Source organism: Elizabethkingia sp. YR214 (assembly GCF_003058195.1).
Lineage (GTDB): Bacteria > Bacteroidota > Bacteroidia > Flavobacteriales > Weeksellaceae > Elizabethkingia.
Genome location: NZ_QBUH01000005.1, coordinates 140,186 through 164,484, shown reverse-complemented (window position 1 = coordinate 164,484; position 24,299 = coordinate 140,186). Strand labels below are relative to the sequence as shown.

Annotated in this window: 20 protein-coding genes; 14 read left to right on the top strand and 6 right to left on the bottom strand. The window is 36.2% G+C overall.

What is annotated here, in order from left to right; translation table 11 throughout:
- Positions 1–28 precede the first annotated feature (28 nt).
- Positions 29–904 carry a glycosyltransferase family A protein gene (locus C8J95_RS11480; RefSeq protein ID WP_107808460.1) on the top strand — a complete coding sequence of 292 codons (876 nt, stop codon included), beginning with the start codon at positions 29–31 and terminating at the stop codon, positions 902–904.
- 5 nt (positions 905–909) lie between these two features.
- Here the strand turns inward: C8J95_RS11480 and C8J95_RS11475 are convergent, their stop codons facing one another.
- Complete coding sequence (locus C8J95_RS11475; RefSeq protein ID WP_255412790.1) at positions 910–3,087, bottom strand: alpha-galactosidase; 2,178 nt, start codon at positions 3,085–3,087, stop codon at positions 910–912.
- Between the two features lie 178 nt (positions 3,088–3,265).
- Between C8J95_RS11475 and C8J95_RS11470 the strand changes: the two genes are divergently transcribed.
- The 5 genes from C8J95_RS11470 (at position 3,266) to C8J95_RS11450 (ending at position 8,996) form a co-directional block, all read left to right on the top strand.
- On the top strand, positions 3,266–4,303 hold the full coding sequence (locus C8J95_RS11470; protein WP_107808458.1) for a hypothetical protein: 1,038 nt from the start codon (positions 3,266–3,268) through the stop codon (positions 4,301–4,303).
- A 73-nt stretch (positions 4,304–4,376) separates the two neighbouring features.
- Positions 4,377–5,168, top strand: coding sequence for an FkbM family methyltransferase (locus C8J95_RS11465; RefSeq protein ID WP_185124600.1), 792 nt, complete (start codon positions 4,377–4,379; stop codon positions 5,166–5,168).
- Positions 5,168–6,658, top strand: a complete 1,491-nt coding sequence (locus tag C8J95_RS11460) for a lipopolysaccharide biosynthesis protein (RefSeq protein ID WP_107808457.1) — start codon at positions 5,168–5,170, stop codon at positions 6,656–6,658. Before C8J95_RS11465 ends, C8J95_RS11460 begins: the two co-directional genes overlap by 1 nt.
- Positions 6,659–6,689: 31 nt before the next feature.
- The gene (locus C8J95_RS11455; RefSeq protein WP_107808456.1) at positions 6,690–7,880 is read left to right on the top strand and encodes a glycoside hydrolase family 88 protein; all 1,191 of its coding nucleotides are present in this window, start codon (positions 6,690–6,692) and stop codon (positions 7,878–7,880) included.
- 18 nt (positions 7,881–7,898) lie between these two features.
- Entirely contained in the window at positions 7,899–8,996 is a 1,098-nt protein-coding gene (locus C8J95_RS11450) for a DUF4861 family protein (protein WP_107808455.1), read from the top strand.
- 112 nt (positions 8,997–9,108) lie between these two features.
- Here the strand turns inward: C8J95_RS11450 and metQ are convergent, their stop codons facing one another.
- The 3 genes from metQ to C8J95_RS11435 are packed head-to-tail and all read right to left on the bottom strand — an operon-like array spanning position 9,109 to position 11,606.
- On the bottom strand, positions 9,109–9,918 hold the full coding sequence (metQ, locus tag C8J95_RS11445) for a methionine ABC transporter substrate-binding lipoprotein MetQ (protein WP_107808454.1): 810 nt from the start codon (positions 9,916–9,918) through the stop codon (positions 9,109–9,111).
- Between the two features lie 10 nt (positions 9,919–9,928).
- Positions 9,929–10,585, bottom strand: coding sequence for a methionine ABC transporter permease MetI (gene metI / locus C8J95_RS11440; protein WP_059324535.1), 657 nt, complete (start codon positions 10,583–10,585; stop codon positions 9,929–9,931).
- A complete protein-coding gene (locus C8J95_RS11435) occupies positions 10,578–11,606 on the bottom strand; it encodes a methionine ABC transporter ATP-binding protein (RefSeq protein ID WP_107808453.1) in 1,029 nt (342 codons plus the stop codon). Before C8J95_RS11435 ends, metI begins: the two co-directional genes overlap by 8 nt.
- Before the next feature lie 492 nt (positions 11,607–12,098).
- Between C8J95_RS11435 and C8J95_RS11430 the strand changes: the two genes are divergently transcribed.
- From C8J95_RS11430 to C8J95_RS11415, 4 genes are all read left to right on the top strand, one after another.
- Positions 12,099–12,491, top strand: coding sequence for a hypothetical protein (locus C8J95_RS11430; RefSeq protein WP_107808452.1), 393 nt, complete (start codon positions 12,099–12,101; stop codon positions 12,489–12,491).
- Between the two features lie 148 nt (positions 12,492–12,639).
- Positions 12,640–13,722 (top strand): efflux RND transporter periplasmic adaptor subunit, encoded by a 1,083-nt coding sequence (locus C8J95_RS11425; RefSeq protein WP_107808451.1) that lies wholly within the window; start codon positions 12,640–12,642, stop codon positions 13,720–13,722.
- 20 nt (positions 13,723–13,742) lie between these two features.
- Positions 13,743–16,934 (top strand): efflux RND transporter permease subunit, encoded by a 3,192-nt coding sequence (locus C8J95_RS11420; protein WP_107808450.1) that lies wholly within the window; start codon positions 13,743–13,745, stop codon positions 16,932–16,934.
- Positions 16,915–18,363 (top strand): TolC family protein, encoded by a 1,449-nt coding sequence (locus C8J95_RS11415; protein ID WP_185124599.1) that lies wholly within the window; start codon positions 16,915–16,917, stop codon positions 18,361–18,363. The genes C8J95_RS11420 and C8J95_RS11415 overlap by 20 nt, the downstream gene beginning before the upstream one ends.
- Positions 18,364–18,481: 118 nt before the next feature.
- Here C8J95_RS11415 and C8J95_RS11410 read toward each other — a convergent pair whose 3' ends face one another.
- Complete coding sequence (locus C8J95_RS11410; protein WP_107808448.1) at positions 18,482–19,429, bottom strand: glycerophosphodiester phosphodiesterase family protein; 948 nt, start codon at positions 19,427–19,429, stop codon at positions 18,482–18,484.
- Between the two features lie 152 nt (positions 19,430–19,581).
- On the opposite strand from C8J95_RS11410, the gene hpt reads away from it, so the two are divergent.
- The 4 genes from hpt to C8J95_RS11390 all read left to right on the top strand — a co-directional run bounded on the left by hpt (position 19,582) and on the right by C8J95_RS11390 (position 23,121).
- Positions 19,582–20,139, top strand: a complete 558-nt coding sequence (hpt, locus tag C8J95_RS11405; RefSeq protein WP_009085071.1) for a hypoxanthine phosphoribosyltransferase — start codon at positions 19,582–19,584, stop codon at positions 20,137–20,139.
- Between the two features lie 25 nt (positions 20,140–20,164).
- On the top strand, positions 20,165–20,743 hold the full coding sequence (locus C8J95_RS11400) for an adenylate kinase (protein WP_107808447.1): 579 nt from the start codon (positions 20,165–20,167) through the stop codon (positions 20,741–20,743).
- Between the two features lie 69 nt (positions 20,744–20,812).
- A complete protein-coding gene (obgE, locus tag C8J95_RS11395) occupies positions 20,813–21,796 on the top strand; it encodes a GTPase ObgE (RefSeq protein WP_107808446.1) in 984 nt (327 codons plus the stop codon).
- A 44-nt stretch (positions 21,797–21,840) separates the two neighbouring features.
- Positions 21,841–23,121 (top strand): DEAD/DEAH box helicase, encoded by a 1,281-nt coding sequence (locus C8J95_RS11390; protein WP_107808445.1) that lies wholly within the window; start codon positions 21,841–21,843, stop codon positions 23,119–23,121.
- 70 nt (positions 23,122–23,191) lie between these two features.
- Here C8J95_RS11390 and C8J95_RS11385 read toward each other — a convergent pair whose 3' ends face one another.
- A complete protein-coding gene (locus C8J95_RS11385; RefSeq protein ID WP_107808444.1) occupies positions 23,192–24,289 on the bottom strand; it encodes a TlpA disulfide reductase family protein in 1,098 nt (365 codons plus the stop codon).
- Positions 24,290–24,299 lie beyond the last annotated feature (10 nt).

The window sequence follows — 24,299 nt, the reverse complement described above, 5'->3', positions numbered from 1 at the left end:
GATTGGTTAATTTTGAAATTAGTTGTTTGTGCGTTTTTTAATAGTTATCCCGACACATAATGAAGAAGAGAACATTTTACGGTGCTTGGATTCACTTCGAAGGCAATCTTTTCAGGATTTCTCGTGCATTGTTGTTAATGATGGTTCTACAGATAATACCAGAGTTCTTGTTGAAGATTTCGTAGAGAATATAAAGCTTAGCGGAGTAGAAGATTCTACATTTACGCTTCGTAATCTGCCCAAGTCTGAGCATCAGCCAGGAGCGAAAGTTGTAAGAACCTTTAATAAAGGCCTGGAAGGTATCTCTCTGGACAATTATGACATTGTTTGCAAGTTCGATGCTGATATTATATTTCCGGACAATTATCTTGAGCATGTACAACAAGCATTTCAAGAAAATGCACAATATGGATTAGTGGGAGGACTATTGTATATTGAGCGGGATGGAGAATGGGTATATGAAGGGAACTCTAATAAAAACCATGTAAGAGGTCCAATGAAGGCTTATAGAAAAGAATGTTTTCTTGAAACCGGAGGATTAAGAGAAACTTTGGGCTGGGATAATATTGATTCTGTTTTATTAGAAAGTCTAGGTTGGAAAGAAGTGGTTTTACCAGAATTGCATGTGAAATTACTCAAAATAAAAGGAAAAGATTATTCTGTAAAGCAATCCGATTATTATGGCAGATACTTCTATTTTTTAGGATTGAAAAGAGTATTGGCCTACATTGCAGCTTCTAAGGAAGCCATGAAAAATAAATCAGTTTCATTTTTTTTCCAAATTATCAAGTCTTATGAAGATTGTCGATATAAAAAATATGAATTAAAGATCTCCAAAGCTGAGCAAGAAATAATTAATGCTCAGCGTTGGAAAGCTTTTAAGAAAAAATGGTTTAAGATATAATGTGCTTAATTTGTTGCGGTTAGCTCTATAATGCTGCTTTTCAGACTGCCATTCAAGAACCAAGGAAGTCCAATTTTCATTAAATAATCTCCTGAGAAAGATTTTCCGTTTTGTGGAAGTTGTGGCTTGCTTTCATTTTCAAGATTTAGTTCTTTTAATACATAATTTTTATTAGGATCAAGACCCTGGAATTGTATTGGAGCAAAATAATCACCTAATTGAGTATGCAGGTTGTATGTATAGAGCACTGCTTTATTTTTGGTTTTATCCGTGAGCATCCACGCTGCATAATGATTGTTATAAGGAGCTATTAATCGGTACATCTCACCGGTATTAATTATATCCTGTATACTTTTATAATTTTTCAGAGCATTCTGAGACAGTTTTAATTCCTCTGCTTTCATTTCTTCAATACGTATATCAAATCCCAATTTGCCACTCATAGCAACATCCAGTTTGAATTTTAAAGGCTGCTTTCCCCAACTTGTTACATGGGCGCACTGTATTCCCATTGGAAAGAAATAAGAATACCCATACTGAATAAAGATTCGTTGTAAAGGATCTGTATTATCACTTGGCCAGAATTCATTCGTATACTTTAATCCACCATATTCTGCACGGCCACCGCCACCACTACACCACATTAGTTCTGTATCCGGGTATTTCTGACGGATGCGTTCCAAAACTTTATAAAGTCCTAAGGTATAATCTATATACAGGTTATTTTGTTTATCCTTCAGATAATCTGAAAATGCGTTGGTCATATAGCGGTTACAATCCCATTTGATGTAAGCAATATCAGGATTCTCCTGGAGAATATTGTCTACTACTTTAAAGACATGTTCCTGTACCTTAGGATTGGATAAATCCAGTACTAGTTGTGTCCTTCTTAGATTTTCGTCTCTGTTTGGAAGTTTCAGAATCCAGTCGGGATGTTTTTCATAGAGTTCGCTTTTGGGATTTACCATTTCCGGTTCTACCCATATCCCAAATTTCACATTGTGCTTTTTAGCCTCTTTCACAAGGAATGGAAGGCCATTAGGGAGCTTTTTTTTATTTAATTCCCAATCGCCAAGTCCTGCATCATCATTGTTTCTCGGGTATTTATTTCCAAACCAGCCATCATCCAGAAGAAATACATCTACTCCTAGATTTTGCGCATCTCCCAGAAGGCTGGTTAGCTTTTGTTCGTCGAATTTAAAATAAGTAGCTTCCCAGTTGTTTAATAAGGTCGATTTATTCTCTTTACCTTTATAAATTCCGTAATTGGTTGCCCATTGGTGAAGGTTTCTAGAAGCCTGCCCTTTTCCGGAATAGGAATAAGTATAGATAAAAGATGGTGTTGTAAAGGTGGTATTTGGTATCAGAGTATAATCAGAAGCATAATTATTAATGCCGGGTAGAACCTGCAGCAGATTGCCAAAATCTTCGCTATACTTAATGTTTTCAAAGCCTAGGCTGAAATTACCACTCCAGGCAAGAGTCCCAGCCAGTACTTTTCCGTTCTCTTCACCAGCTGGCTGGTCTACAGAAAGCATAAAAGAAGGTAAATCGAAATTGGTTGCCCGTGTTCCCAGCTTAGATTCTATATGATGAATTCCTTCAGGTAAAAGATTCTCTTCCATGCGCATTTCATTGGCCCAGTCACCAAAGAAATGTGTCAGGTAATAGTTTTTTGAAGAGAGTTGAAGAAAAGCTGACGTAAAATGCTTTAGTGTAATGGCCTTTTTCTCCTGATGTTTAATTTCTGTCCATTGTTCAATAACATTTTCATTTTTATAAGCTTTAAAATATAGTGTAACATAAAACGGATACTGAGGATCTTTAAGCTGAATTTGTGTCGTCTGAATATTGCCTTCGGTTTTGGTATTGTGATTAATGTACTGAAGTTCCAGCGACGGATTATTATCTGAATGAACAATACCAAGCGAAGGTTCACGAACCGGCCCTGAACCTTGAGTAATAATAGCTGGTAGATCGTTTGTTTTTTTTAGAGTGTAATCGGAAGTATTGGCTAGTGCCTGACCGAAATAAAGCTGCGTAAGTTGCTTTTTTGCATTTGTTGTATAGACTAATGCTGTATTCTGTGTAGAGATTACTATCGTGGGTGTTTTGTCCTGAGCCTGCAGCCATCCGAAACAGAGGAACATGCAGCTAATAATGAATGAACAGAGTGTTCTCATGTGATTTTATATTTATGAAGTCTATGGTTATTTCGAATAAAGATAAATAAAAATATATCTACAGGCGTTTAGATTTTAAAAAATAGATAAGTATATCTCAGGAAATGATAAATATCCTGAAAAAAATAATGCTATTAAATAAAGCAATTTCTTAATTTTGTCTATTAAACTAATACTATTGAAGAACATTGCCTATATTGAACTGGATACCCACGCAGAACTTGCCATTAATTTTATAGAGCTTACAAGAGATTCCCAATATTTACATGTAGAATATTTCTTTTCCCGAAAAATACTGGACAGGATAAATGAGAAAGGAAGCCATGTGATCCATGCAGAAGCAGCAACACTCTTGAAAGAATTAGACGGACGGAAATTTGATGCAGTAATTATAGGAACAGCACATCGCTATTTCAATGTTTTTGAAGAGGTCGCAAGAAATTATCCAACTTTCATTATAGCGCACAATCTCAATTTTATTAAAGCTCCCAAATCCGATATTTTCAGAAGTATATTCAAACAGGACCGTTCGTTCAGAATAAAATTATGGCTGAAAGAAGGTTTGATGAAAAAGGACAAACTTTACAGCGAAGCGAAATCGTTATTTATTCTGGATGAAAATATTGACGAGTTACAATACCCGTATGAATTAAGATGGTTGCCGCTGTTGTATACAAAAGATGTAGGTCAAAAAGTGCTTTCTAACAGGGTTGTTATCCCTGGAAATGTAGACCAGCGAAGACGTAATTACAAAAGAATTTTTAATAAAATAAAATACTTCCGCGAAAACTATACGTTTAGTTTTTTAGGAAAGGCAGAAGGAAGAGAGCTGGATAAACTTAACAAAATATCGCAGAACCTGCCGGATCATGTTAATATTGAATATTACGATTCCAGAGTTTCTAATGAAGAGTTTGAACAGAAGATGCAGGCTGCAGAAGTATTGTGGTGTCCAATACAAAAAGAAACCAAATTCTTTGGTATTCCGGAAATCTATGGAAAGACAAAGATGTCCGGCAATATAGGTGATGCAATTAAGTATGCAAAACCTGCCATTTTCCCGAAAAGCTATTCTGCCAGCTATTCCTTTATTTTTAAAGAAAAAAGAGATATCGAGAGACAAATCTCCGAAATTAAGAACAAACACTACGACTTCGATAGTTTTGAAATAAATCTTGTCCGCAGGAAGCTGGAATATTTGCTGAGCAATCTTTGATTTTTTCCAAAACTTTTATCAAGAATTTGAAAATAAAAACGAATTCTGCTATATTTGTTAAATATTTCTTAAAATGAGTTTGTACAGCCGACTAGCAGAAAATTTGATGTATCTCTCGCCTTCGTATTACAAACAAAGGTTTTTTAAGAAACTGAATAATATCAGTCTCCAGAATGTTCTGGAAAGAGGCGTAGAGCCGGAGCTGATATGGATAAAAGAATTTCTTCCGAAAGATGCCGTTTTCTTTGATGTAGGAGCCAATGTAGGTACTTATATTTATACTCTGGAAGGACATTTGAAACCAGAGAATATTTACGCATTCGAACCCAATCCTTTACTTTTCAAACGCCTGAAAAGGCTTTTCCCAAAAGTGAATATTTCATCATATGCGCTTTCTAATAAAAATACAAAAGCACAATTCAAGATACCTGTAATAAAAGGGCACAGCAATGCTGCGCGCGGAACATTGCAAACTGAATTGAAAGAGAATGGTGAGGAAAAAACGATTACCACAACGGTAATGGTAAAGAGGTTGGATGACTGGGCTGAGAAAAATGTAATTGATCGTATAGATTTTATAAAAATAGACGTTGAAGGAAACGAAACCTATACTGTTGCCGGAATGATAGACACAATCCTTCGTCTGAAGCCGGTACTAATGATAGAAATCGAACAAAGACATCATAAAAGACCTATTTGGGATTATATCCGTTATTTTGAACGTTACGGATACAATGCCCACTATCTTGATCGTACCGGTTTTGAACTGGTACCCTTAACTGAGAATGTATGTATGCAGCAAAGTGAATATAATGAAAAGGACAAGCAGCGGTATATTAACAATATAATTTTCCTGCCTAAATAATGAGTGTTGTAGCAAGACAGAGTTTTAAGTACTCTATAGTTGGATATTTAGGTTTTCTGTTGGGAACCCTTTCTGCTGTTTTCGTTTTTCCACTTGATATGGATTATTACGGAAAGCTTCGGTATATTTTATCAGCAGCAGAAATAGTACTTCCGTTTATTGTATTTGGTTTATCCTATGCCAATGTAAAATTCTTTTTACATACCAAGAAAGAAGGAAAACAGCAAAACTTGCTTAGTCTGTCTCTTTTGATGGTACTTTTGAATTTTGTATTGTTTACTTTGTTTCTATTTCTGGTCAATATGATAAGACCGGATCTAAAAAACTGGGAACTGTTTGAGAAATTCTGGAGATATAAAGTTATTATTATTCCGATGATTTTGATTCTGGCGGTTAGTCAGATCTATAATAAGTATATATCGAACTATAAAAGAATTGTTGTACCCAATATTTTTGAGAATATTTTTCCTAAGATAGCGAACCTTGGGGCTTTTGTTTTGTTCTTCTTCATGGGGGTACCGGAGAAACCTTCAATGATTTTCTTTTTAAGTATGTTTGTTTTGGCACTTATAGGCTATCATATATACCTGAATAAACTTGAGAAATTCAAACCGGACTTCTCAGTAGATTATATTAAAAAAGATAATTTCTGGAAAGAAGTACTCAACTATGGATTTTACGGATTCCTTGGTAATATTGGAAACTATCTTTCTCTGCGCATTTCCAGTGTTATGATATCCAGTTATATGGACTTTAAAGATAACGGAGTATATGGGATTGTGATTGCTGTTACTTCAGTTCTTACCATTCCTCAGATGGGGCTGTATAATATCTCAGCACCTATGATCAATAAACATTTGGAAAATAATGAAATGGAAGAGCTGAATGTATTCCATCAGAAAACATCCCTGTCTTTATTGTTTTTGGGATTGGTATTATTTTCCTGCGTTTTGGTAGGCTACCCTTATCTTACGCATTTAATTAAAAATGGTTTTGAACTACGCGCTGCAGAGCCTGTTTTGTGGATTACCGGGATAGGATTGATGTTTGATCTTGCAACAGGTTTTAACGGACAGATTATATCCATGTCCAAATACTACCGCTACAATATTGTAGTAACGTTATTTTTGGCGGTAATCAATATAAGTCTTAATTTTTATTTTCTTAAATATACCAATATGGGGCTTTCGGGAGTAGCATTGGCTACAACCATTTCTTTAGCCTTGTATAATGTTGCTAAAATCGTTTTCAATTTCCGGAAGTTCAAAGTACATCCTTTTTCTATAGAAATGTTATATGCTGTGGTGTTGTGCTTCCTGGTTGTTTCCATGGTAATTCTATTGCCTAATACAGGATCTAACCTGCTGAATCTTTTCTATAAACCTGCAGTAGTACTTATATTAATAGCTATTGCCAACCATTACATGAAGATTGTTTCATTGGATAAATATTTAAACCGAGATTTCTTTAAGAGTATTTCAAAATTTTAAGTAAATTGCGTCAAACTAAAAACGATAACGCATGATTCTTAAAAAAACGACAATTATGGCTTTTGCCATAATGGCATTTGGCCTTGGCGCACAGTCACGAAAGGCGCAAATGGGCAAGTTGGTAACTGAAAATTTTAAATTTGCGGACCAACAATTCAAATACCTTATGAAAGGACTTCCCGATGACAAAGTTCCACAAACTTACGATGCTAAAAGTGGTAAAGTGGTGAACTATGAAAGAACTTGGTGGTGTACTGGGTTTTATCCGGGATCTTTGCTTTATGTATACGAGGAGACTAAGGATCCTGTAATGCTGAAGGAAGCGGAAAGAGTTCTGAAAATTATTGAACCCAATCAGACTTTTACAGGAAACCATGATTTAGGCTTTATGATGTATTGTAGCTTTGGCAATGCATACAGAATTACCAAAAATCCCGAATACAAAAAAGTTATCTTTAATTCTGCAGAGGCACTATCTACCCGTTACAGACCTTCTATCCATGCAATCCAGTCCTGGAATAAAAATGCAAGATTCGATTGCCCTGTTATTATTGATAATATGATGAATCTTGAAATGCTGAATTGGGTAAGCCAAAACGGAGGTGATAAAAAATACCAAGAAATAGCGGTTACGCATTCCAATACGACAATGAAAAATCACTATCGCCCGGATTACAGCTCTTATCATGTACTGGATTATGATCTGAATACAGGTGAGGTTATAAAGAAAAAAACATGGCAGGGATATTCTGATGAGTCAGCATGGTCTCGTGGACAATCTTGGGGATTATATGGTTATACGATGATGTATCGCTTTACTAAAGATCCAAAGTATCTGGATTTTGCCAACAAAATTGCCAATTTCATTCTGACAAATCCGAATTTGCCAAAAGATAAAATTCCATATTGGGATTTTAATGCACCGGATATTCCGAATGCACCACGCGATGCTTCTGCGGCAGCGCTTATGGCATCTGCTTTTCTGGAATTGGGACAGTATACAAAAGGAAAAGAACGTAAAAAATATATTGATAATGCCGAGCAGATATTAATTAACCTTTCCAGCCCTGCTTACAGAGCTAAGCTTGGTGAAAACGGAGGTTTCCTGCTTATGCATAGCACTGGAGCATTACCATTAAAATCAGAAATAGATGTTCCTTTGGTATATGCAGATTATTACTTCCTTGAAGCTTTGAAGCGTTATAAAGACTGGTATTTGTAGAACTTTGCAGATTATAAAATGAAATCATTCACATTATTGACAATAGGCTTTGCAGGAGCGCTTACTTTTGCACAGACAAAGCCGTTGCTAAAGTTACAATTAGCCAATGGACTTACGGTTGAAAGAAAGCAACAGTCCGTTGAAGTTTCTGCGGCTACAGTAGCAGGAATAAAGAATAAAACATTTGTTGTTAAAAGCAATCAGACTGAAATTCCATATCAGTGGCTGTCGGACGGGAAACTCTTATTACAGACAGACTTTAGACCTAATGAAAAAAAACAGATAATCTTCACAGAAGGGACTCCGTCTCGGAACGAAGCTAAAGTTTACGGGCGCTTTGTTCCGGAAAGATATGACGATTTTGCATGGGAAAATGATAAAATTGCTTTCCGTATGTATGGTAAGTCTCTGGAGAAAGTCCCTAATCAGAATGCATGGGGGATGGATGCCTGGTCTAAACGCACCAATAGACTAATATTAGACGAATGGTATAAACTAAACAATTATCATAAAGATAATGGTGACGGATTAGATTTTTTCCATGTTGGAAGCTCTCTTGGAGCAGGAGATATATTACCATTTATCGGGGATAAATTTACCTATTTAGGAAATTATCAGAGCTATAAGATAACAGAGAAAGGACCGCTTAGGTTTACTTTTCAGTTAGAGTATCCGGAAGTAAATGTAGATGGATATAAAATTGCAGCAGTAAAAAAAGTAAGCCTTGATGCCGGATCTCAACTCAATAAGGTTGAGGTTACATATACATTTAGTGGACAGTCCACACTTCCTGTGTTTGCAGGTCTTGTACACTGGGATGGCAAAGGTGAAAAGACGGTGGACGATACCAAGCATATTGCCGCTTACTGGCCGGAAGATTCTAAAGATGGTATTGTTGGAACAGCTGTAATCTTCCCGGGTTCTAAAGTAAAGATTCAGAATACCCTGAAACATTTAGGGGAAAAGGCTATACTAAAGAATAATCAGAAGTTCACATTTTACAGTGGCGCTGTATGGAGTAAGGCAGGGCTGATTACCAATAATGAAAGTTGGGTGAAATACTTAGAGCAGTTTGCTAATAAATCTATAAATCCTGTAAAGGTTACCAAAATGTAAAAATCGAAAGGTCAGAAGAATTCTTCTGACCTTTCTTTCACCAAATAAATAAAACATTATATTATAAACTAACTGATTATACAAAAAAGCAGTTTATAGATATAGTATGTTGTTACCAGCCTTTTATAGCTCCGCCTTTAAATGCTTTTTCAGCAGCTTGTTCTACGGCTTTAGACTGATATGCTTTTACAAAGTTTTTTACTTTTTCCGAGTCTTTATTATCCTCTCTTGCAACGATTACGTTCATATAAGCAGATTCCTTATCTTCCTTCAGTAGTCCGTTTTTATCCGGATCCAATCCTGCCTGCGCTGCAAAATTGTTATTTATTACGGCTATTGTAACATCTTTATCATCCAATACTCTTGGAAGTTGTGGTGCTTCTATCTCTACAATTTTTAATTGCTTCGGATTTTCAGTAATATCGGTTACTTTTGGTAATAATCCAACGTTATCCTTCAGTTTTAGCAGTCCGTTTTTTTGTAGTAGTAATAGTGAACGTCCGCCATTAGTTGGATCATTTGGGATAACAACAGTACTACCGTTTTGCAGCTCAGCGATATTTTTTATTTTTTTAGAATATGCTACGATAGGAAATACAAAGGTTTTCCCTACAACAGCCAATTTATAACCTCGTTGTTTAGATTGCTCAGTTAGATATGGAACATGCTGAAACGCATTTGCATCAAGATCACCATTATTTAAGGCTTCGTTCGGAAGTACATATTCTGTGAAAGAAACCAGTTCTACATCCAGATTGTATTTCTCTTTTGCTTCTTTCTTCGCAGCCTCAGCCAGATCTCTTTCCGGACCGGAAGCAATCCCTATCTTAATATAATTAGGATTGTCTTTTTTAGAGCTTGTGCAGGAATATAAAAATAATAAAGCTATAGTAATTAAACTTAGAAGTGTAAATCTTTTCATTCTCTTGATTTTATCTATGATTGAATTTTTTAGAAAGTCTGTCTCCTGTAAACTGGATAACGAATACCAGAGCTATAAGCAATAGCAACACTGTATTCATGATAGTCGCATTATAGCCTATATATCCATACTGATATCCAACTTGTCCCAGTCCTCCGGCACCTACGGCTCCTCCCATTGCAGAATAGCCTACTAATGTGATCAGTGTAATTGTAGCATTGTTAATTAATGAAGGCAATGCCTCTGGAAGTAAAACCTTGCTGATAATTTGCTGCGGACTTGCACCAAGAGCTCTCGCTGTTTCGATAAGTCCATTTGGAACCTCCAGAAGGCTGTTTTCCACCAGTCTTGCAATAAACGGAGCACAACCAATACTTAAAGGAACCAGAGCAGCCCAGATTCCAATAGAAGTCCCCACCAGTACCCTTGTAAAAGGAATCATCCAGACAATAAGTATAATAAAGGGAATAGACCGGAATACATTAACCAAAACAGAGAGAAAACGATTATAAAAACTGTTTTCAAGCAATTGCCCTTTTCGGGTAAGGAATAGTACTATACCTAAAGGTAAGCCTAGCAGAAATCCAAAAAATCCTGAAACTATCGTCATGAAAATGGTTTCCCAAAGCCCTTTTAGGAGTAATGAGAGCGTAATCTGATCAAACATATCCTTTTATGGTGTTTTGAATATTATTCTGATTGAAAAACTGGATAGCTTTTGTATTTTCCTCATTATTGCCCTGAAGGTGTAATAACATTTTTCCGAAATTTGCTTTTCCCATATATTCAACATCAGCAGTGATGAGTTTATACGGAATTTTGTAGTCGCTGTAAACGACTGACAATAATTCTTCGAACGGTATATTACCGTTCAGTTCAATTTCTATTAACGGGAACAATCCCGCTGCAGCTTCTTCCTGTAATCTTTTACTTATTGATTGCGGTATATTCATTGTTTTAACTGTTATAAATTGTTTTATGATAGGGTGTTCTTTATCAGATATTATTTCATCCAGAGTGCCTTTGGTAACTAATTTTCCTTTGTCTATTACGGCAACATGATTGCATATTGATTTTATAACTTCCATTTCATGAGTGATCAGTAAAATAGTAATCCCCAATCGTTTATTAATATCCTGTAGTAGTTGCAGAATAGACTGTGTAGTTGCAGGGTCAAGGGAACTTGTCGCTTCATCACATAACAGTAGGAATGGATCGTTTGCTAGTGCTCTTGCAATGGCCACTCGTTGTTTTTGCCCGCCGGAAAGACTTTTGGGATAATCATTTGCTTTATCCTCCAGTCCCACTATTTTCAGAAGTTCATTTACTTTTCTGTTGATTTCTGTTTTGCTTACATGATCCAGTTCAAGTGGCAATGCAACATTATCAAAAACTGTTCTGGAAGAGAGAAGATTGAAGTGCTGAAAAATCATTCCTATCTTTTTTCTCTGCTCTGCCAGTTGTTTAGAACTTAGCTTTAATAAATTGATTCCGTTTACAATCACCTCTCCTTCATCTGGTTTTTCCAGGAGGTTTATACAACGTATAAGTGTACTTTTTCCTGCTCCCGAAAAGCCTATAATTCCAGTAATATCTCCCTGTTCAACTTCCAGACTTATATTATCAAGGGCTTTAAAATGCTTTTTTTTATGTTGAAATGTTTTAGATATGTTTTTTATTTTGATCACTGATTTTCAGTTTTAATTACTGTTTATTAATAAAAAAATCCGCCGAGCGTATCAGTGGATTTTTGTATATCTGTTTATCTGTTTATTTTGATATCTGTTTAATCACCTGATACAACCGGACATGGCATTGCCATACAAAGACACATTATCATTGTGGACTTATTATTATATCTGATGATAGTTTTGTTCATTTTTATATGCTTTGAATTTGTTGTCACAATTATTTCTGATGCAAATATAAATATTCTTTTTATATATCCTAGTAACTTGATAGAATTTATTATTTTATTTTTTATTCATGTTTCTGAAACGAACAGAACAAAAATATTCAATGACAGGGGAAACAATACTTAGTTGGAGACTTAAATAATTATGAAATGTTCTTTTGTTATACAATAATTGATTAGAATTTGCATTTTTTATATCAAGAGTTAAACTTTGTTAATCTGTGTTGGTTATTTATAAATCTAGGTGTACATTTGCGGCTTTAAAATGAGAAACTTTTTAGTGTTTTTACTGACAGGGCTATTTTTACTCTTTGTAGTGGAGAGTAAGCTTCACGTAAGAACATTTCAAAACTGCAAACTAGCACATTCTCATCACCATTTTCCCAAAAAGGTAAATCACCTGAATCAGACTTACGAAAAATTTTCAATTCAACAGTCTTCTGATGACTCAGGGAATAATAGTCCTTTAGAACTTAGCGAAAATGACTTTCAATTCTCAGTAGACTTCCAGACTGTCATAGTACTGGCTAGTGTATTTAGTTTTGTATGTCTATTAGGGCTACTGCGCTACGAGCGGCGAAATCTCACCGCGTACAACTTTGTTGTAAACTTTTCTACAATTAAAAAATTCATTCTGATTCGTTCTATCAGAATTTAGACATTCTTTTTCCGTTTGCTTTCTGTTTTTATTAAAAGCAGGAAACATTATTGTAATGTGTTTTTGGTAATGAACACTTTATAACATTCGCTATTACCATTTTATTCCCGTTTAAAACATTAACGATTTATAAACTCTGAAAATTATGATGAAAAGAGTTACCTCAGGCATTGCACTAAGCATACTCCTGTTGGCCATTGGCTGTAATAAGAAAAAAGAAGAAAAAGAAGAAACTGTTATTTATCCTGTAACTTCTCCTGTAGTAAAGGATACAGTAATTAACAAAGAATATGTTGCACAGATCCAGTCAGTGAAAAATATTGAAGTCCGGGCTCAGGAAAAAGGATTTCTAGAGAAGATTTATGTAGATGAAGGACAGTATGTGCATGCAGGACAAACTCTGTTCAGAATTATGCCTCAGGTTTATCATGCTGAATTACTAAAAGCAAAAGCAGAAGCTCAGCAGGCAACGATTGAACTGCAGAATGCAAGTACGCTAGCTAATAATAATATCGTTTCCAAAAATGAAAGAGCAATGGCAAAAGCCAAACTGGATGCTGCCAATGCTGAAGTGAAGTTAGCTCAGATTCATTTGTCGTTTACAGATGTTAAAGCATCGTTTTCTGGTATAATAAACAGACTTCCGCTGAAATTAGGAAGCCTTATCAATGAAGGAGATCTTTTAACCTCTTTATCTGATAATACAAGTATTTATACTTACTTCAATGTATCCGAGCCAGAGTACTTGACATACCAGACACACGCAGGTGACAGAGGAAGCCAATTGGTGAATCTGATCATGGCCAATGGTGAAGTTTTTCCTGAGAAAGGCGAAATACAGACTATTGAAGGAGAATTTAATAATGAAACCGGAAATATTGCTTTCCGTGCAAAATTCCTTAATCCAAATAAACTTCTGAGAAATGGGGAAACAGGAAAAGTTCAGATGACAATGCCCGTTCATAATGCTTTGATTATCCCTCAAAAATCTACTTATGAAATTCAGGATCAGAAATATGTTTTTGTGATTGATAAAAATGGTGTAGCCAAGTCAAGAAATATAAAAGTATTATATGAACTCCCTGACCTATATATCATAGGATCCGGAATTTCTGCCGGAGATAAAATCCTGTTAGAAGGTGTCCAGAAAGTAAAAGACGATCAGAAACTGAAAGTGAAATTCCAGGATCCGGTGAAAGTAATTAAATCATTGAAATTAAAAGCAGAGTAGGAGCTCTAAAATGAAGAAGTATGTTTAAGAAATTCATTCGCAGACCCGTTCTGTCTATTGTAATCTCATTGATTATTGTATTTTTAGGGATACTGTCACTTGTGAAACTTCCGGTGACACAGTTCCCTTCTATTTCTCCGCCCAAAGTTAATATTACTGCAGAGTATCCGGGAGCTAATAACGAATTGCTGATTAAATCCGTAGTAATTCCTTTGGAAAGAGGATTAAATGGAGTTCCGGGTATGAAATATATGACCTCAGATGCAGGAAATGACGGGGAAGCTTCCATTCAACTTGTATTTGATCTAGGTACGGATCCCAATGTTGCCGCTGTAAATGTACAGAATCGTGTATCTTCCGTGGTGAACAAACTTCCGCCATTAGTAGTGCGTGAGGGTGTAAAGATTACCCGTGAGGAGCCTAACATGTTGATGTATATTAACCTGTATAGCGATGATCCGAAAGCAGATCAGAAATTCCTTTTCAACTATGCAGATATCAACGTAATGTCTGAATTAAGAAGGATTGGCGGTGTAGGTTTTGCCGATATCTTAGGAACCCGTGAATATGCCATGCGTATCTGGCTTAAACCAGATAGGTTAACGGCTTATAATATATCGGCTGATGAAGTAATGGAATCGTTAAATGAACAGAGCTTAGAAGCATCTCCCGGTAAAACTGGGGAAAGCTCCGGAAAACGCTCTCAGTCATTTGAGTATATATTAAAATATTCGGGTCGTTTTAACAATGAAAAAGATTACGGAAACATTATTCTAAAGGCAAAACCAGATGGAGAATCTGTAAGACTGAAAGATGTGGCTGATATAGAATTCGGAAGTTCCATGTACGATATTTATTCTACACTAAACGGAAAACCATCTGCCGCAATTACTGTAAAGCAATCTTACGGATCCAATGCAAGTGACGTTATTAAGAATGTAAAAGCATTGATGAAAGATCTTGAAAAGAATAACTTCCCAAAAGGAATGCATTATGACATCAGCTATGACGTTTCCAGATTCCTGGATGCTTCTATGGAAAAAGTTATACATACTTTATTCGAAGCATTTATACTGGTTGCAATTGTTGTATTCCTTTTTCTTGGAGATTGGCGTTCAACACTGATTCCGGCACTGGCCGTTCCGGTTTCACTTATCGGAACATTTGCCGTAATGTCGGCCTTTGGTATTACACTGAATATGATTTCTCTTTTTGCCCTTGTAATGGCAATCGGGGTTGTGGTCGATGATGCTATCGTAGTTATAGAAGCCGTACACGCTAAGATGGAAGAAAAGAATCTTTCCCCATTAAAAGCAACTGAAGAAGCAATGCATGAAATAAGCGGGGCTATTATTGCCATTACGCTAGTTATGGCAGCCGTGTTTATTCCGATTGCATTTATGTCCGGACCTGTAGGTGTATTTTACCGTCAGTTCTCTATTACAATGGCTTCTTCTATTATCCTTTCAGGGATTGTAGCTTTAACGCTTACTCCTGCATTATGTGCACTCATCCTGAAAAATAACCACGGAAAAGAAAAAAAGAAAACTCCTGTTACAACCTTCTTGGATAAATTCAACAATATATTTACAAGAGGAGCCGGGAAATATGAAAAGACCCTTAATAAGACGGTTACTAAAAAAATGATTACGCTGCCAATTTTAGTAGCTTTTTGTGCATGTACTTATTTCTTAAGTAACTCACTTCCGTCAGGTTTTATTCCGAGTGAAGACCAGGGGATGATTTATGCTATTATACAAACACCGCCAGGATCTACATTGGAGAGAACAAATCAGGTGGCAAGGGAGCTTCTGAAAGAGTCGGAAGATATTGATGGTGTACAGTCTGTTTCCTCACTTGCCGGCTATGAAATCCTGACAGAAGGAACGGGATCCAATTCAGGAACTTGTCTTATAAACCTGAAAAGTTGGGATGAACGTACAGAATCTGCCGCAGAGATTGTAGAGAAACTGGAAGAAAAAGCTAAAAATATTCCGGGTGCCAATATCGAATTCTTCCAGCCACCTTCGGTACCAGGATATGGTGCTGCCGGAGGTTTTGAACTTCGTTTGCTGGATAAAGCCGGAAGTGGTGACTATCATAAAATGGAGCAGGTAAGTAATGACTTTGTAAAGGAACTGAAAAAGCGTCCGGAACTGGGTTCTGCATTTACATTTTATTCAGCAAGTTTCCCACAGTATATGCTAAGGGTAGATAATGATCTTGCTGAACAAAAAGGAGTGACGATTGAAAAAGCAATGGATAACCTTTCTACCTTAATTGGTTCTAATTACGAAACCAGTTTTATACGTTTCGACAGGCCTTATAAGGTAATTGTTCAGGCAGGGCCTCAATATCGCGCTTTGCCAAGTGATCTGTTGAAGCTATATGTTAAAAATGATAAAGATCAGATGGTTCCTTATTCAGATTTCATGAAACTGGAAAAAGTATACGGATTATCGGAGATCACGAGACATAATATGTACAACTCTGCAGAGGTGAGCGGAACACCGGCACCTGGATACAGTAGCGGACAAGCTATTAAAGCCATACAGGAAGTTGCTGATAAAACATTGCCAAGAGGTTTTGGTATTGACTGGGCAGGTATTTCCAAGGATGAGGTAAGCAGAGGAAATGAAGCTATATTTGTATTTTTGGTATGTCTGGGCTTTGTATATCTGATCCTTTCTGCACAATATGAAAGTTTTATTCTTCCTTTACCGGTTATTCTTTCATTACCTGTAGGTATTTTCGGAGCTTTTCTGTGTCTGAAACTTATGGGACTAGAGAATAATATATATGCGCAGGTAGCCATGGTAATGCTTATCGGTCTTTTAGGAAAGAATGCCGTACTGATTGTAGAATTTGCTGTACAGAAAAGAGCTGAGGAAGGGATTCCTGTGGTACAGGCGGCAATTCAGGGGGCTGCTATTCGTTTCCGTCCGATTCTGATGACTTCATTTGCATTTATTGCCGGATTAATTCCGCTGGTAATAGCAACAGGACCAGGGGCAATAGGAAACCGTACTATTGGTACGGCTGCAGCCGGAGGAATGCTAATCGGAACAATCTTCGGATTGATGATTATTCCTGGCCTGTACTATATTTTCGGTACGATTGCAGATAAATCGAAACTGGCAAAATATGAAGAAGAAAATCCATTAACCGAACAAACAGAACCTTATCAACACGATGGAAAATTTGAAGACTAAAAGTATTATTAGTGCCATTGCTGTATCGCTGGTTTTAGCAAGCTGTAAAGCGCCAATGGTAACAGTAGTAAAAGATGAGGTGAAAAATAACCTGCCTCAGAATTTCAATCAACAAGAAACAGAAGACTCTGGTAACAATAGTGGTACAACTCCATGGAGACAGTTCTTTACTGATCCGAATTTGGTAAGCCTTATTGAAACTGCCTTAAAGAATAACCAGGATTTGTTAATTACACTTCAGCAGATAGAAATTGCTAAAAGCGGTGTATTGGCTAAAAAAGGAATGCTAAATCCGACAGTTTCTGCGGGTGTAAATGCGGGACTGAAAAAAGCAGGACGTTATACAAGTGAAGGCGCAGGTGATGCTACAACAGATATAGAGCCAGGAAGAAAAATGCCGGATCCGCTGGGGAACTTTGCAGGTGGTATTACCGCAAGTTGGGAAGTCGATATCTGGAAAAAACTAAGAACAGAAAAGGAATCTGCAATTGCACATTATCTTTCTACAGTAGAAGGAAAGAACTTTGTTCTTTCCAGTCTTATAGAAGAAGTAGCAGACAGTTATTATGAATTACTGGCGCTGGACAATCAGTTAGATATTACCAGAGAATATATTAAGCTTCAGGAGCGTGCTTTGGAGATTTCAAAAATTCAGAAACAAGCATCCGCAACAACTGAACTTGCTGTAAAAAAGTTTGAAGCTGAGTTAGCAAAATCCAAAGCTTCGGAGTATACGATCCGTCAGAATATAACAGAGAAAGAAAATGAGATAAATGCACTTTTAGGAAGGTATCCGCAAGCTATTGTGAGAACGAAAGAGAGCTTTATGTCAACCATTCCTCAAACTGTATATACCGGAATTCCGTCACAACTACTGGCAAACCGTCCGGATATTAAGCAGGCTGAATTAGAATTAAAAGCTGCAAAGCTAGATGTGCAGGCTGCCAGAAAAGAGTTTTATCCTTCGCTGAATATTTCAGCAGCATTAGGTTTGGAAGCATTTAAGCCTTCTTATTTAGTGAAAATGCCGGAATCTATTGCCTATAATTTGGTAGGAGAACTGGCAGGACCGCTTATCAATAAAAGTGCTATTAAGGCAAACTTCCAGGCAGCAGATGCAAAACAAATTCAGGCATTGTACGAATATGATAAAACTATTCTGAATGCTTATTTGGACGTTGCTAATCTAATGTCTAAGGTTAAGAATATTGATGAGTTTTATAAACTTAAATCTCAGGAAAACCATGCATTAGAAGAAGCTACGGGGATTGCAAATCAGTTATTTAAAAACTCGCGTGCAGATTATCTGGAGGTTTTACTAAATCAGAGAGATGCATTAGATGCCAAGCTGGAACTAATCGATGCAAAGCAACAGCAACTAAGCACAGTTGTAGATATCTACAAAAGCTTAGGCGGAGGTTGGAAGTAAATTAATAGTTATTTATTTGGACAATATAGCCTCCTGAAAACTATGTAATCTATTTTTGATTAGAATAATAAAACCCCGATTAGTATTGGGGTTTTATTATATTTTCAATAAGTTGATTTTATTCAAAAATCCTAGGGTCATCACTAATGAGGCCGTCTATACCCATTTTTTGCATTTCCAGTAATCTATCTTTTGAATTTACAGTCCATGGAATTACTTTCATTCCTAGCGCATGACATTCCTTTACAAGCTCGGGAGTTACAAGACTTTGATCCGGGCTGTAAATAGTAGGAGTAAAGCTTAGAAACTTCATATCTCCTTTTACACCATTCAGGTGGTTGGGATATTGCTTGAACTTTTCTACAGGAATATTCTGAAAGTTAGCCCGCTGCTGAGCAATTTTTTTATCATCTACTTTTTCTACAAGTAGAGCCGTCATTATTTTAGGATATTTTTTATGGATAATTTCTAAAGTTCTGGGATCAAAAGACTGAATGATAACTCTGTTCTGGATGCCTTTTTCCAGAATGATTTTCATCATAAGATCGGTAAATTCTTTTGGCTCGGGATGGAATATATTATCAGAGAACGGACGTGTTTTGGTTTCTATATTATAAAAGGGTAGTGGTCTTTTTAATTCACGGGCGTAGCTTTCACAAGAATCTATTACTGCAGAAAATAAAGGCTTCTGTACTTTCATTTTCTTCTGATCCGGATAGCGTTCAAGTTTTTTCATACCTACATCATAAGTCTGGATCTTTGCATAAGGCATATCATAGATTTTGTAATAAAAACCGGAGTCTCTGGGGATATATTGGCCGTTAGGTTTTGTAACCAGTTCCGGAGAAAGAAAAGAGTCATGAGAAAGGATAACTTTTCTGTCTTTGGTAATCGCTAAATCCATTTCCAACGTTGTTATTCCCATTTTTAGGGCATTTTTCATAGCAGGTATCGTATTTTCAGGATATAGCGATTTTCCGCCTCTGTGAGCCTGTTTATCAAAAGATTGCGCACAATTTAGCTGTGCAGCCATGCAGAGAATTCCTGCAAAAAAGAAGCTTTTCATAAATTAAAATTAAATTTTTCTAAATTATGAAATCACTGATTATTACCTGATTACGGGTGTGTTAAGTTTTCAATATATTTATATGAAATGCTTTTCATGGTAAAAAAGGGAGGAAAAAAAATGAAAAAACGTATCTTTGCGTTTTGAAACTTATGGAAAAAATAAAGGTTCACGACAAAACATTCGTACCCTATCTGAAGGACGAAGAATTACAAGAAATTGTTAAAGATGTAGCTCTTAAAATTTACGAAGATTATAAAGACGAAGTACCAGTCTTTGTTGGAGTACTTAACGGAGTATTCATGTTTTTCTCTGATTTAATGAAACATTATCCGGGAAATTGTGAGATTGCATTTCTTCAGGTAAGCTCTTATGCCGGGACACAGTCTACAGGTATTGTATACAAGAAAATGGATCTGACAAAAGATATTAAAGATCGTCATATTATTCTTGTTGAAGATATCGTAGATACAGGAAATACTATTGAAGCCCTGTTCGAATACTTTAAAAATACACAAAGACCAAAATCTGTAAAGCTGGCAAGCCTTCTTTTAAAGCCAGAAGTTTATACCAAACAATTTAAAATTGATTACATCGGGAAAGAGATTCCAAACAAGTTTGTATTAGGTTACGGACTAGATTACGATGAACTCGGAAGAAACCTGAAGGATCTTTACCATTTGGAGGATGGGAAAATTAATGATAAGTAATAAAGAATCTAAATAAAAAAGTAAAATGATTAATCTTGTATTATTTGGCCCTCCAGGGAGTGGAAAAGGTACACAAGCTCAGAACTTAATAAAAAAATACAACCTGAAACAGGTTTCCACAGGAGATTTATTCCGTTTCAACATGAAAAACGACACGGAGCTTGGAAAGCTGGCAAAGTCATATATTGACAAAGGCGAATTAGTGCCGGATCAGGTAACCATTGATATGCTTATTGACGAGCTAAAGAAGCCTACAGATGCTGCAGGATTTATCTTCGATGGTTTTCCAAGAACTGCTGCACAGACTGAAGCTCTGGAACAAATTGTAGAAGAGGAATTAAATCACCCTATCGATGTTTGTCTTTCTTTAATAGTAGATGATGAGATCCTGGTAGAAAGATTACTAAAGAGAGGTGAAACAAGCGGAAGAACGGATGATAGCAATGAAGATATTATTCGCCACCGTATCAAAGAATATTATACTAAAACTGCGGAAGTTGCAGAATTGTATAAAAAACAAGGTAAATATATCGAGGTAAATGGTGTAGGAGAAATTGAAGAAATTTCGAATAAGCTTTTTGCTGAGGTAGATAAAATAAAATAGCTGTCAGTTGCTGGTTTACGGTTGATTGTATCAACTGTAAGCTATAACTGTAAACCAAGAACTAAGTATATGTCCAATTTTGTAGATTACGTAAAAATTCATTGTCAATCAGGTCACGGAGGCGCAGGTTCGGCCCATCTCCGCAGAGAAAAATATATCCCGAAAGGAGGTCCTGACGGGGGAGACGGAGGACGTGGAGGACACGTAATTATGAAAGGAAATGCCAATGAATGGACATTATTACCCCTTCGTTATACACGACATGTAAAAGCACAGCGTGGTGAAAACGGTGGGAAAAGTCAGCTTACAGGTGCCGATGGAGAAGATATTTATATTGAAGTTCCTATCGGTACAATTGCAAAGAATGAAGAAGGCGAGGTAATGGGCGAAATTCTTGAAGACGGACAGGAAATTGTTCTGATGAAAGGTGGAAAAGGTGGATTAGGAAACGAGCATTTCAAATCTGCAACCAACCAAACACCAAGATATGCACAACCAGGGCTTCCGGGAGAGGAAGGCTTCGTTGTATTCGAACTAAAAGTATTGGCAGACGTAGGATTAGTGGGCTTTCCAAATGCAGGGAAATCTACTCTTTTATCTGCTGTATCTGCAGCAAAACCAAAGATTGCAAACTACGCCTTTACTACATTGACACCCAATTTGGGGATTGTTAATTACCGAAATTATAAATCTTTTGTAATGGCAGATATCCCCGGTATTATCGAGGGAGCTGCAGAAGGAAAAGGTTTAGGACATCGTTTTTTAAGACACATAGAGAGAAACTCTATTCTTTTATTCCTTATCCCTGCTGATTCAGAAGATCATTTTCAGGAATTTAAGATCCTTGAAAATGAATTGAAAGAATACAATCCGGAGCTTTTGGATAAAGATTTCTTAATCTCTATTTCCAAATCAGACTTACTGGATGAAGAATTAAAAACAGAAATTGCAGCCGAATTTCCGGAAAATCGTCAACCATTATTTTTCTCAGGAGTTACCGGAGAAGGATTGATGGAATTGAAGGATGCCATTTGGAAAATGCTGCACGGATAATCGTTGTCTATTTCCGTTTACATTAAAGATTTAAAATTATATATTTGACTTTCGACGATTTAAAATTAATAGAACCTATTTCCAAAGCATTGCAGGAAGAAGGTTACAAGACTCCGACCTCTATTCAGGAGCAGGCAATACCGAAAATTCTTGCCGGGAAAGATCTATTAGGATGTGCACAAACAGGTACCGGAAAAACGGCCGCTTTTGCTATTCCTATCTTACAGCTTCTTACAGAAAGAAGCGAAAATAAACACCGTAAAGGTGTTATAAAAGCATTGATATTAACGCCTACAAGAGAGCTGGCAATACAAATAGAAGAAAACTTCGAAGCTTACGGAAGACATTTACCCTTGAAAACAATGGTGATCTTTGGTGGAGTAAAACAAGGTGCTCAGGAAGAAAAGCTAAAAAGAGGAGTAGATATACTTGTAGCAACTCCGGGACGTTTGTTAGACTTTATAAGTCAGGGAATTATTACGCTGAAGAATCTGGATATTTTTGTTCTGGATGAAGCGGACAGAATGCTCGATATGGGTTTTGTTCACGATGTAAAACGTATCTTAAAGCATCTGCCGGAGAAAAGACAAAATCTTTTCCTTTCTGCAACAATGCCCAAAGAAATACAAAAACTAGCTTCCGAAATACTGGTAAATCCTGTAAAAGTAGAAGTAGCACCTGTTTCTTCTACAGCAGATACTATTGATCAATCTGTTTTCTTCGTAGATAAAGACGATAAGATTAATCTTCTTATTCATCTTCTACAGGATCAAAGTTTATCCCCTGTTATTGTTTTCTCCCGTACAAAGCATGGAGCTGATAAAATTGCGAAGAAACTTAGTCAGTCTAAAATTTCTGCTGAAGCCATCCATGGCAACAAATCTCAGAATGCAAGACAAAATGCACTGAATAACTTCAAGAGTGGAAAAACCAGAATTCTGGTAGCTACTGATATTGCAGCAAGAGGAATTGATATTGATAACCTGAAATATGTTGTAAACTTCGAACTGTCGGATGTAGCGGAAACTTATGTTCACCGTATCGGAAGAACAGGTAGAGCAGGAGCTTCAGGGACTTCATTCTCATTTGTTGACGGTTTAGATTTAGTGAATCTGAGAAATACAGAAAAGCTAATCGGAAAGAAAATTTTTGTAAACAAAGAGCATCCTTTCCATACCGATAATCTGGTAGAACAGAAAAGAGATTCCAATAACAAACCAGTTTCTTCCGGAGCAAGACCTTCAAATGCTGGACATAATAATAACAGCAATAAAAGAAATGTAAAGTCTTCTAAGAAACCTTTCTTTAGAGGGAAAAAGAAATAGTTTTTTTAAATAGAATAATGGCAGCTCTGTAATTTACAGAGCTGCTTTATTTATAATAGCCTCTAAAATATTATTTAGTATCTATTAATTTCTTTAATTCTTCTTCAGAAGATAAGCCGGTTGAAGATACTAGTATTTTTAGATTATTATCTACTAATACTGTATACGGAATAGCATTGTTTAGTTTTAAAAGTATCTGAAAAGATTCGTAAGATGGAGAACTACTATTTACAATCAGCTGTTTCCATTCCATTTTTTCATCTTTTAATGCTTTTTTCCATGCATTCTTATTGTTGTCTATTGAGATCGATACAAATTCGGTAGAAGCATCAACTCTACTATGTACTTTTTTTAATAAAGGAATTTCTGTTCTGCATGGGCCGCACCAGCTTGCCCAGAATATAATAAGATGCTTTTTATACTTAGTATCTATAACTTTTAATTGATTACCATTCTCATCCTCTAATAGTGGTAATATAACATCCTTTTTATTAAAACGTTTCTGATTGTAATCTTCAAGCTTTTTATAAGTACCACTTTTGGTAATATCACCTTTGAAAGATTCCATAAAACTTTTAACCTCATCAGGATTATAATTATTTTTATACTGGATCAGTTTGTATAGAAGATGATAAGAATATGGATATTGTTTTATCTTTTCTTTAATAACATTAGTTTTGTTAGATTTTACATTGTCAAAGAAATCACCATCTGTATTATAGTATGCTTCAGTTTGCCTGCCTGTGATAATTGGGGGACCTTCAACTAATTTGACCTTCTCAGGAAATATAGGCTCTTTTGGTGTAAAATCTTTGATATTTCCTTTTATTGATATAGCAGGATCGGAAAGAAAGGTTGATGTACTCCAGCCAGAACCTCTGTATTTTGCATGTGTAGGGAAGCTGAAAAGCCTGGAAATACCTTTGTCATCTTTATGATCTATACCTAAATAGACTGGTTCACCGGACTTACCCCATTTATATGTAAAGCTAAATACCCCATTTTTTGACCTTGTACTATCAATTTTATTACCTGCCCAGTCTTTATATAGATATATAGTGCCGTCGGGTAGATTCGGAATATTACCTTCAATCACAGTTTGTCTGTCTCGAGAGCAGGATACAATACACAATAGAAAGAGAATAAAGTAGATGATATTTAATTTCATGTTTTGTAAT

Excerpts from the sequence above, each read along its gene's own strand:
- C8J95_RS11385 (WP_107808444.1), bottom strand. The coding sequence starts at position 24,289 with ATGAAATTAAATATCATCTACTTTATTCTCTTTCTATTGTGTATTGTA.
- C8J95_RS11455 (WP_107808456.1), top strand. The coding sequence starts at position 6,690 with ATGATTCTTAAAAAAACGACAATTATGGCTTTTGCCATAATGGCATTT.
- C8J95_RS11425 (WP_107808451.1), top strand. The coding sequence starts at position 12,640 with ATGAAAAGAGTTACCTCAGGCATTGCACTAAGCATACTCCTGTTGGCC.
- C8J95_RS11430 (WP_107808452.1), top strand. The coding sequence starts at position 12,099 with ATGAGAAACTTTTTAGTGTTTTTACTGACAGGGCTATTTTTACTCTTT.
- C8J95_RS11410 (WP_107808448.1), bottom strand. The coding sequence starts at position 19,429 with ATGAAAAGCTTCTTTTTTGCAGGAATTCTCTGCATGGCTGCACAGCTA.
- C8J95_RS11460 (WP_107808457.1), top strand. The coding sequence starts at position 5,168 with ATGAGTGTTGTAGCAAGACAGAGTTTTAAGTACTCTATAGTTGGATAT.
- C8J95_RS11400 (WP_107808447.1), top strand. The coding sequence starts at position 20,165 with ATGATTAATCTTGTATTATTTGGCCCTCCAGGGAGTGGAAAAGGTACA.
- C8J95_RS11465 (WP_185124600.1), top strand. The coding sequence starts at position 4,377 with ATGAGTTTGTACAGCCGACTAGCAGAAAATTTGATGTATCTCTCGCCT.
- C8J95_RS11420 (WP_107808450.1), top strand. The coding sequence starts at position 13,743 with ATGTTTAAGAAATTCATTCGCAGACCCGTTCTGTCTATTGTAATCTCA.
- C8J95_RS11450 (WP_107808455.1), top strand. The coding sequence starts at position 7,899 with ATGAAATCATTCACATTATTGACAATAGGCTTTGCAGGAGCGCTTACT.
- C8J95_RS11415 (WP_185124599.1), top strand. The coding sequence starts at position 16,915 with ATGGAAAATTTGAAGACTAAAAGTATTATTAGTGCCATTGCTGTATCG.
- metI (WP_059324535.1), bottom strand. The coding sequence starts at position 10,585 with ATGTTTGATCAGATTACGCTCTCATTACTCCTAAAAGGGCTTTGGGAA.
- C8J95_RS11475 (WP_255412790.1), bottom strand. The coding sequence starts at position 3,087 with ATGAGAACACTCTGTTCATTCATTATTAGCTGCATGTTCCTCTGTTTC.
- obgE (WP_107808446.1), top strand. The coding sequence starts at position 20,813 with ATGTCCAATTTTGTAGATTACGTAAAAATTCATTGTCAATCAGGTCAC.
- metQ (WP_107808454.1), bottom strand. The coding sequence starts at position 9,918 with ATGAAAAGATTTACACTTCTAAGTTTAATTACTATAGCTTTATTATTT.
- hpt (WP_009085071.1), top strand. The coding sequence starts at position 19,582 with ATGGAAAAAATAAAGGTTCACGACAAAACATTCGTACCCTATCTGAAG.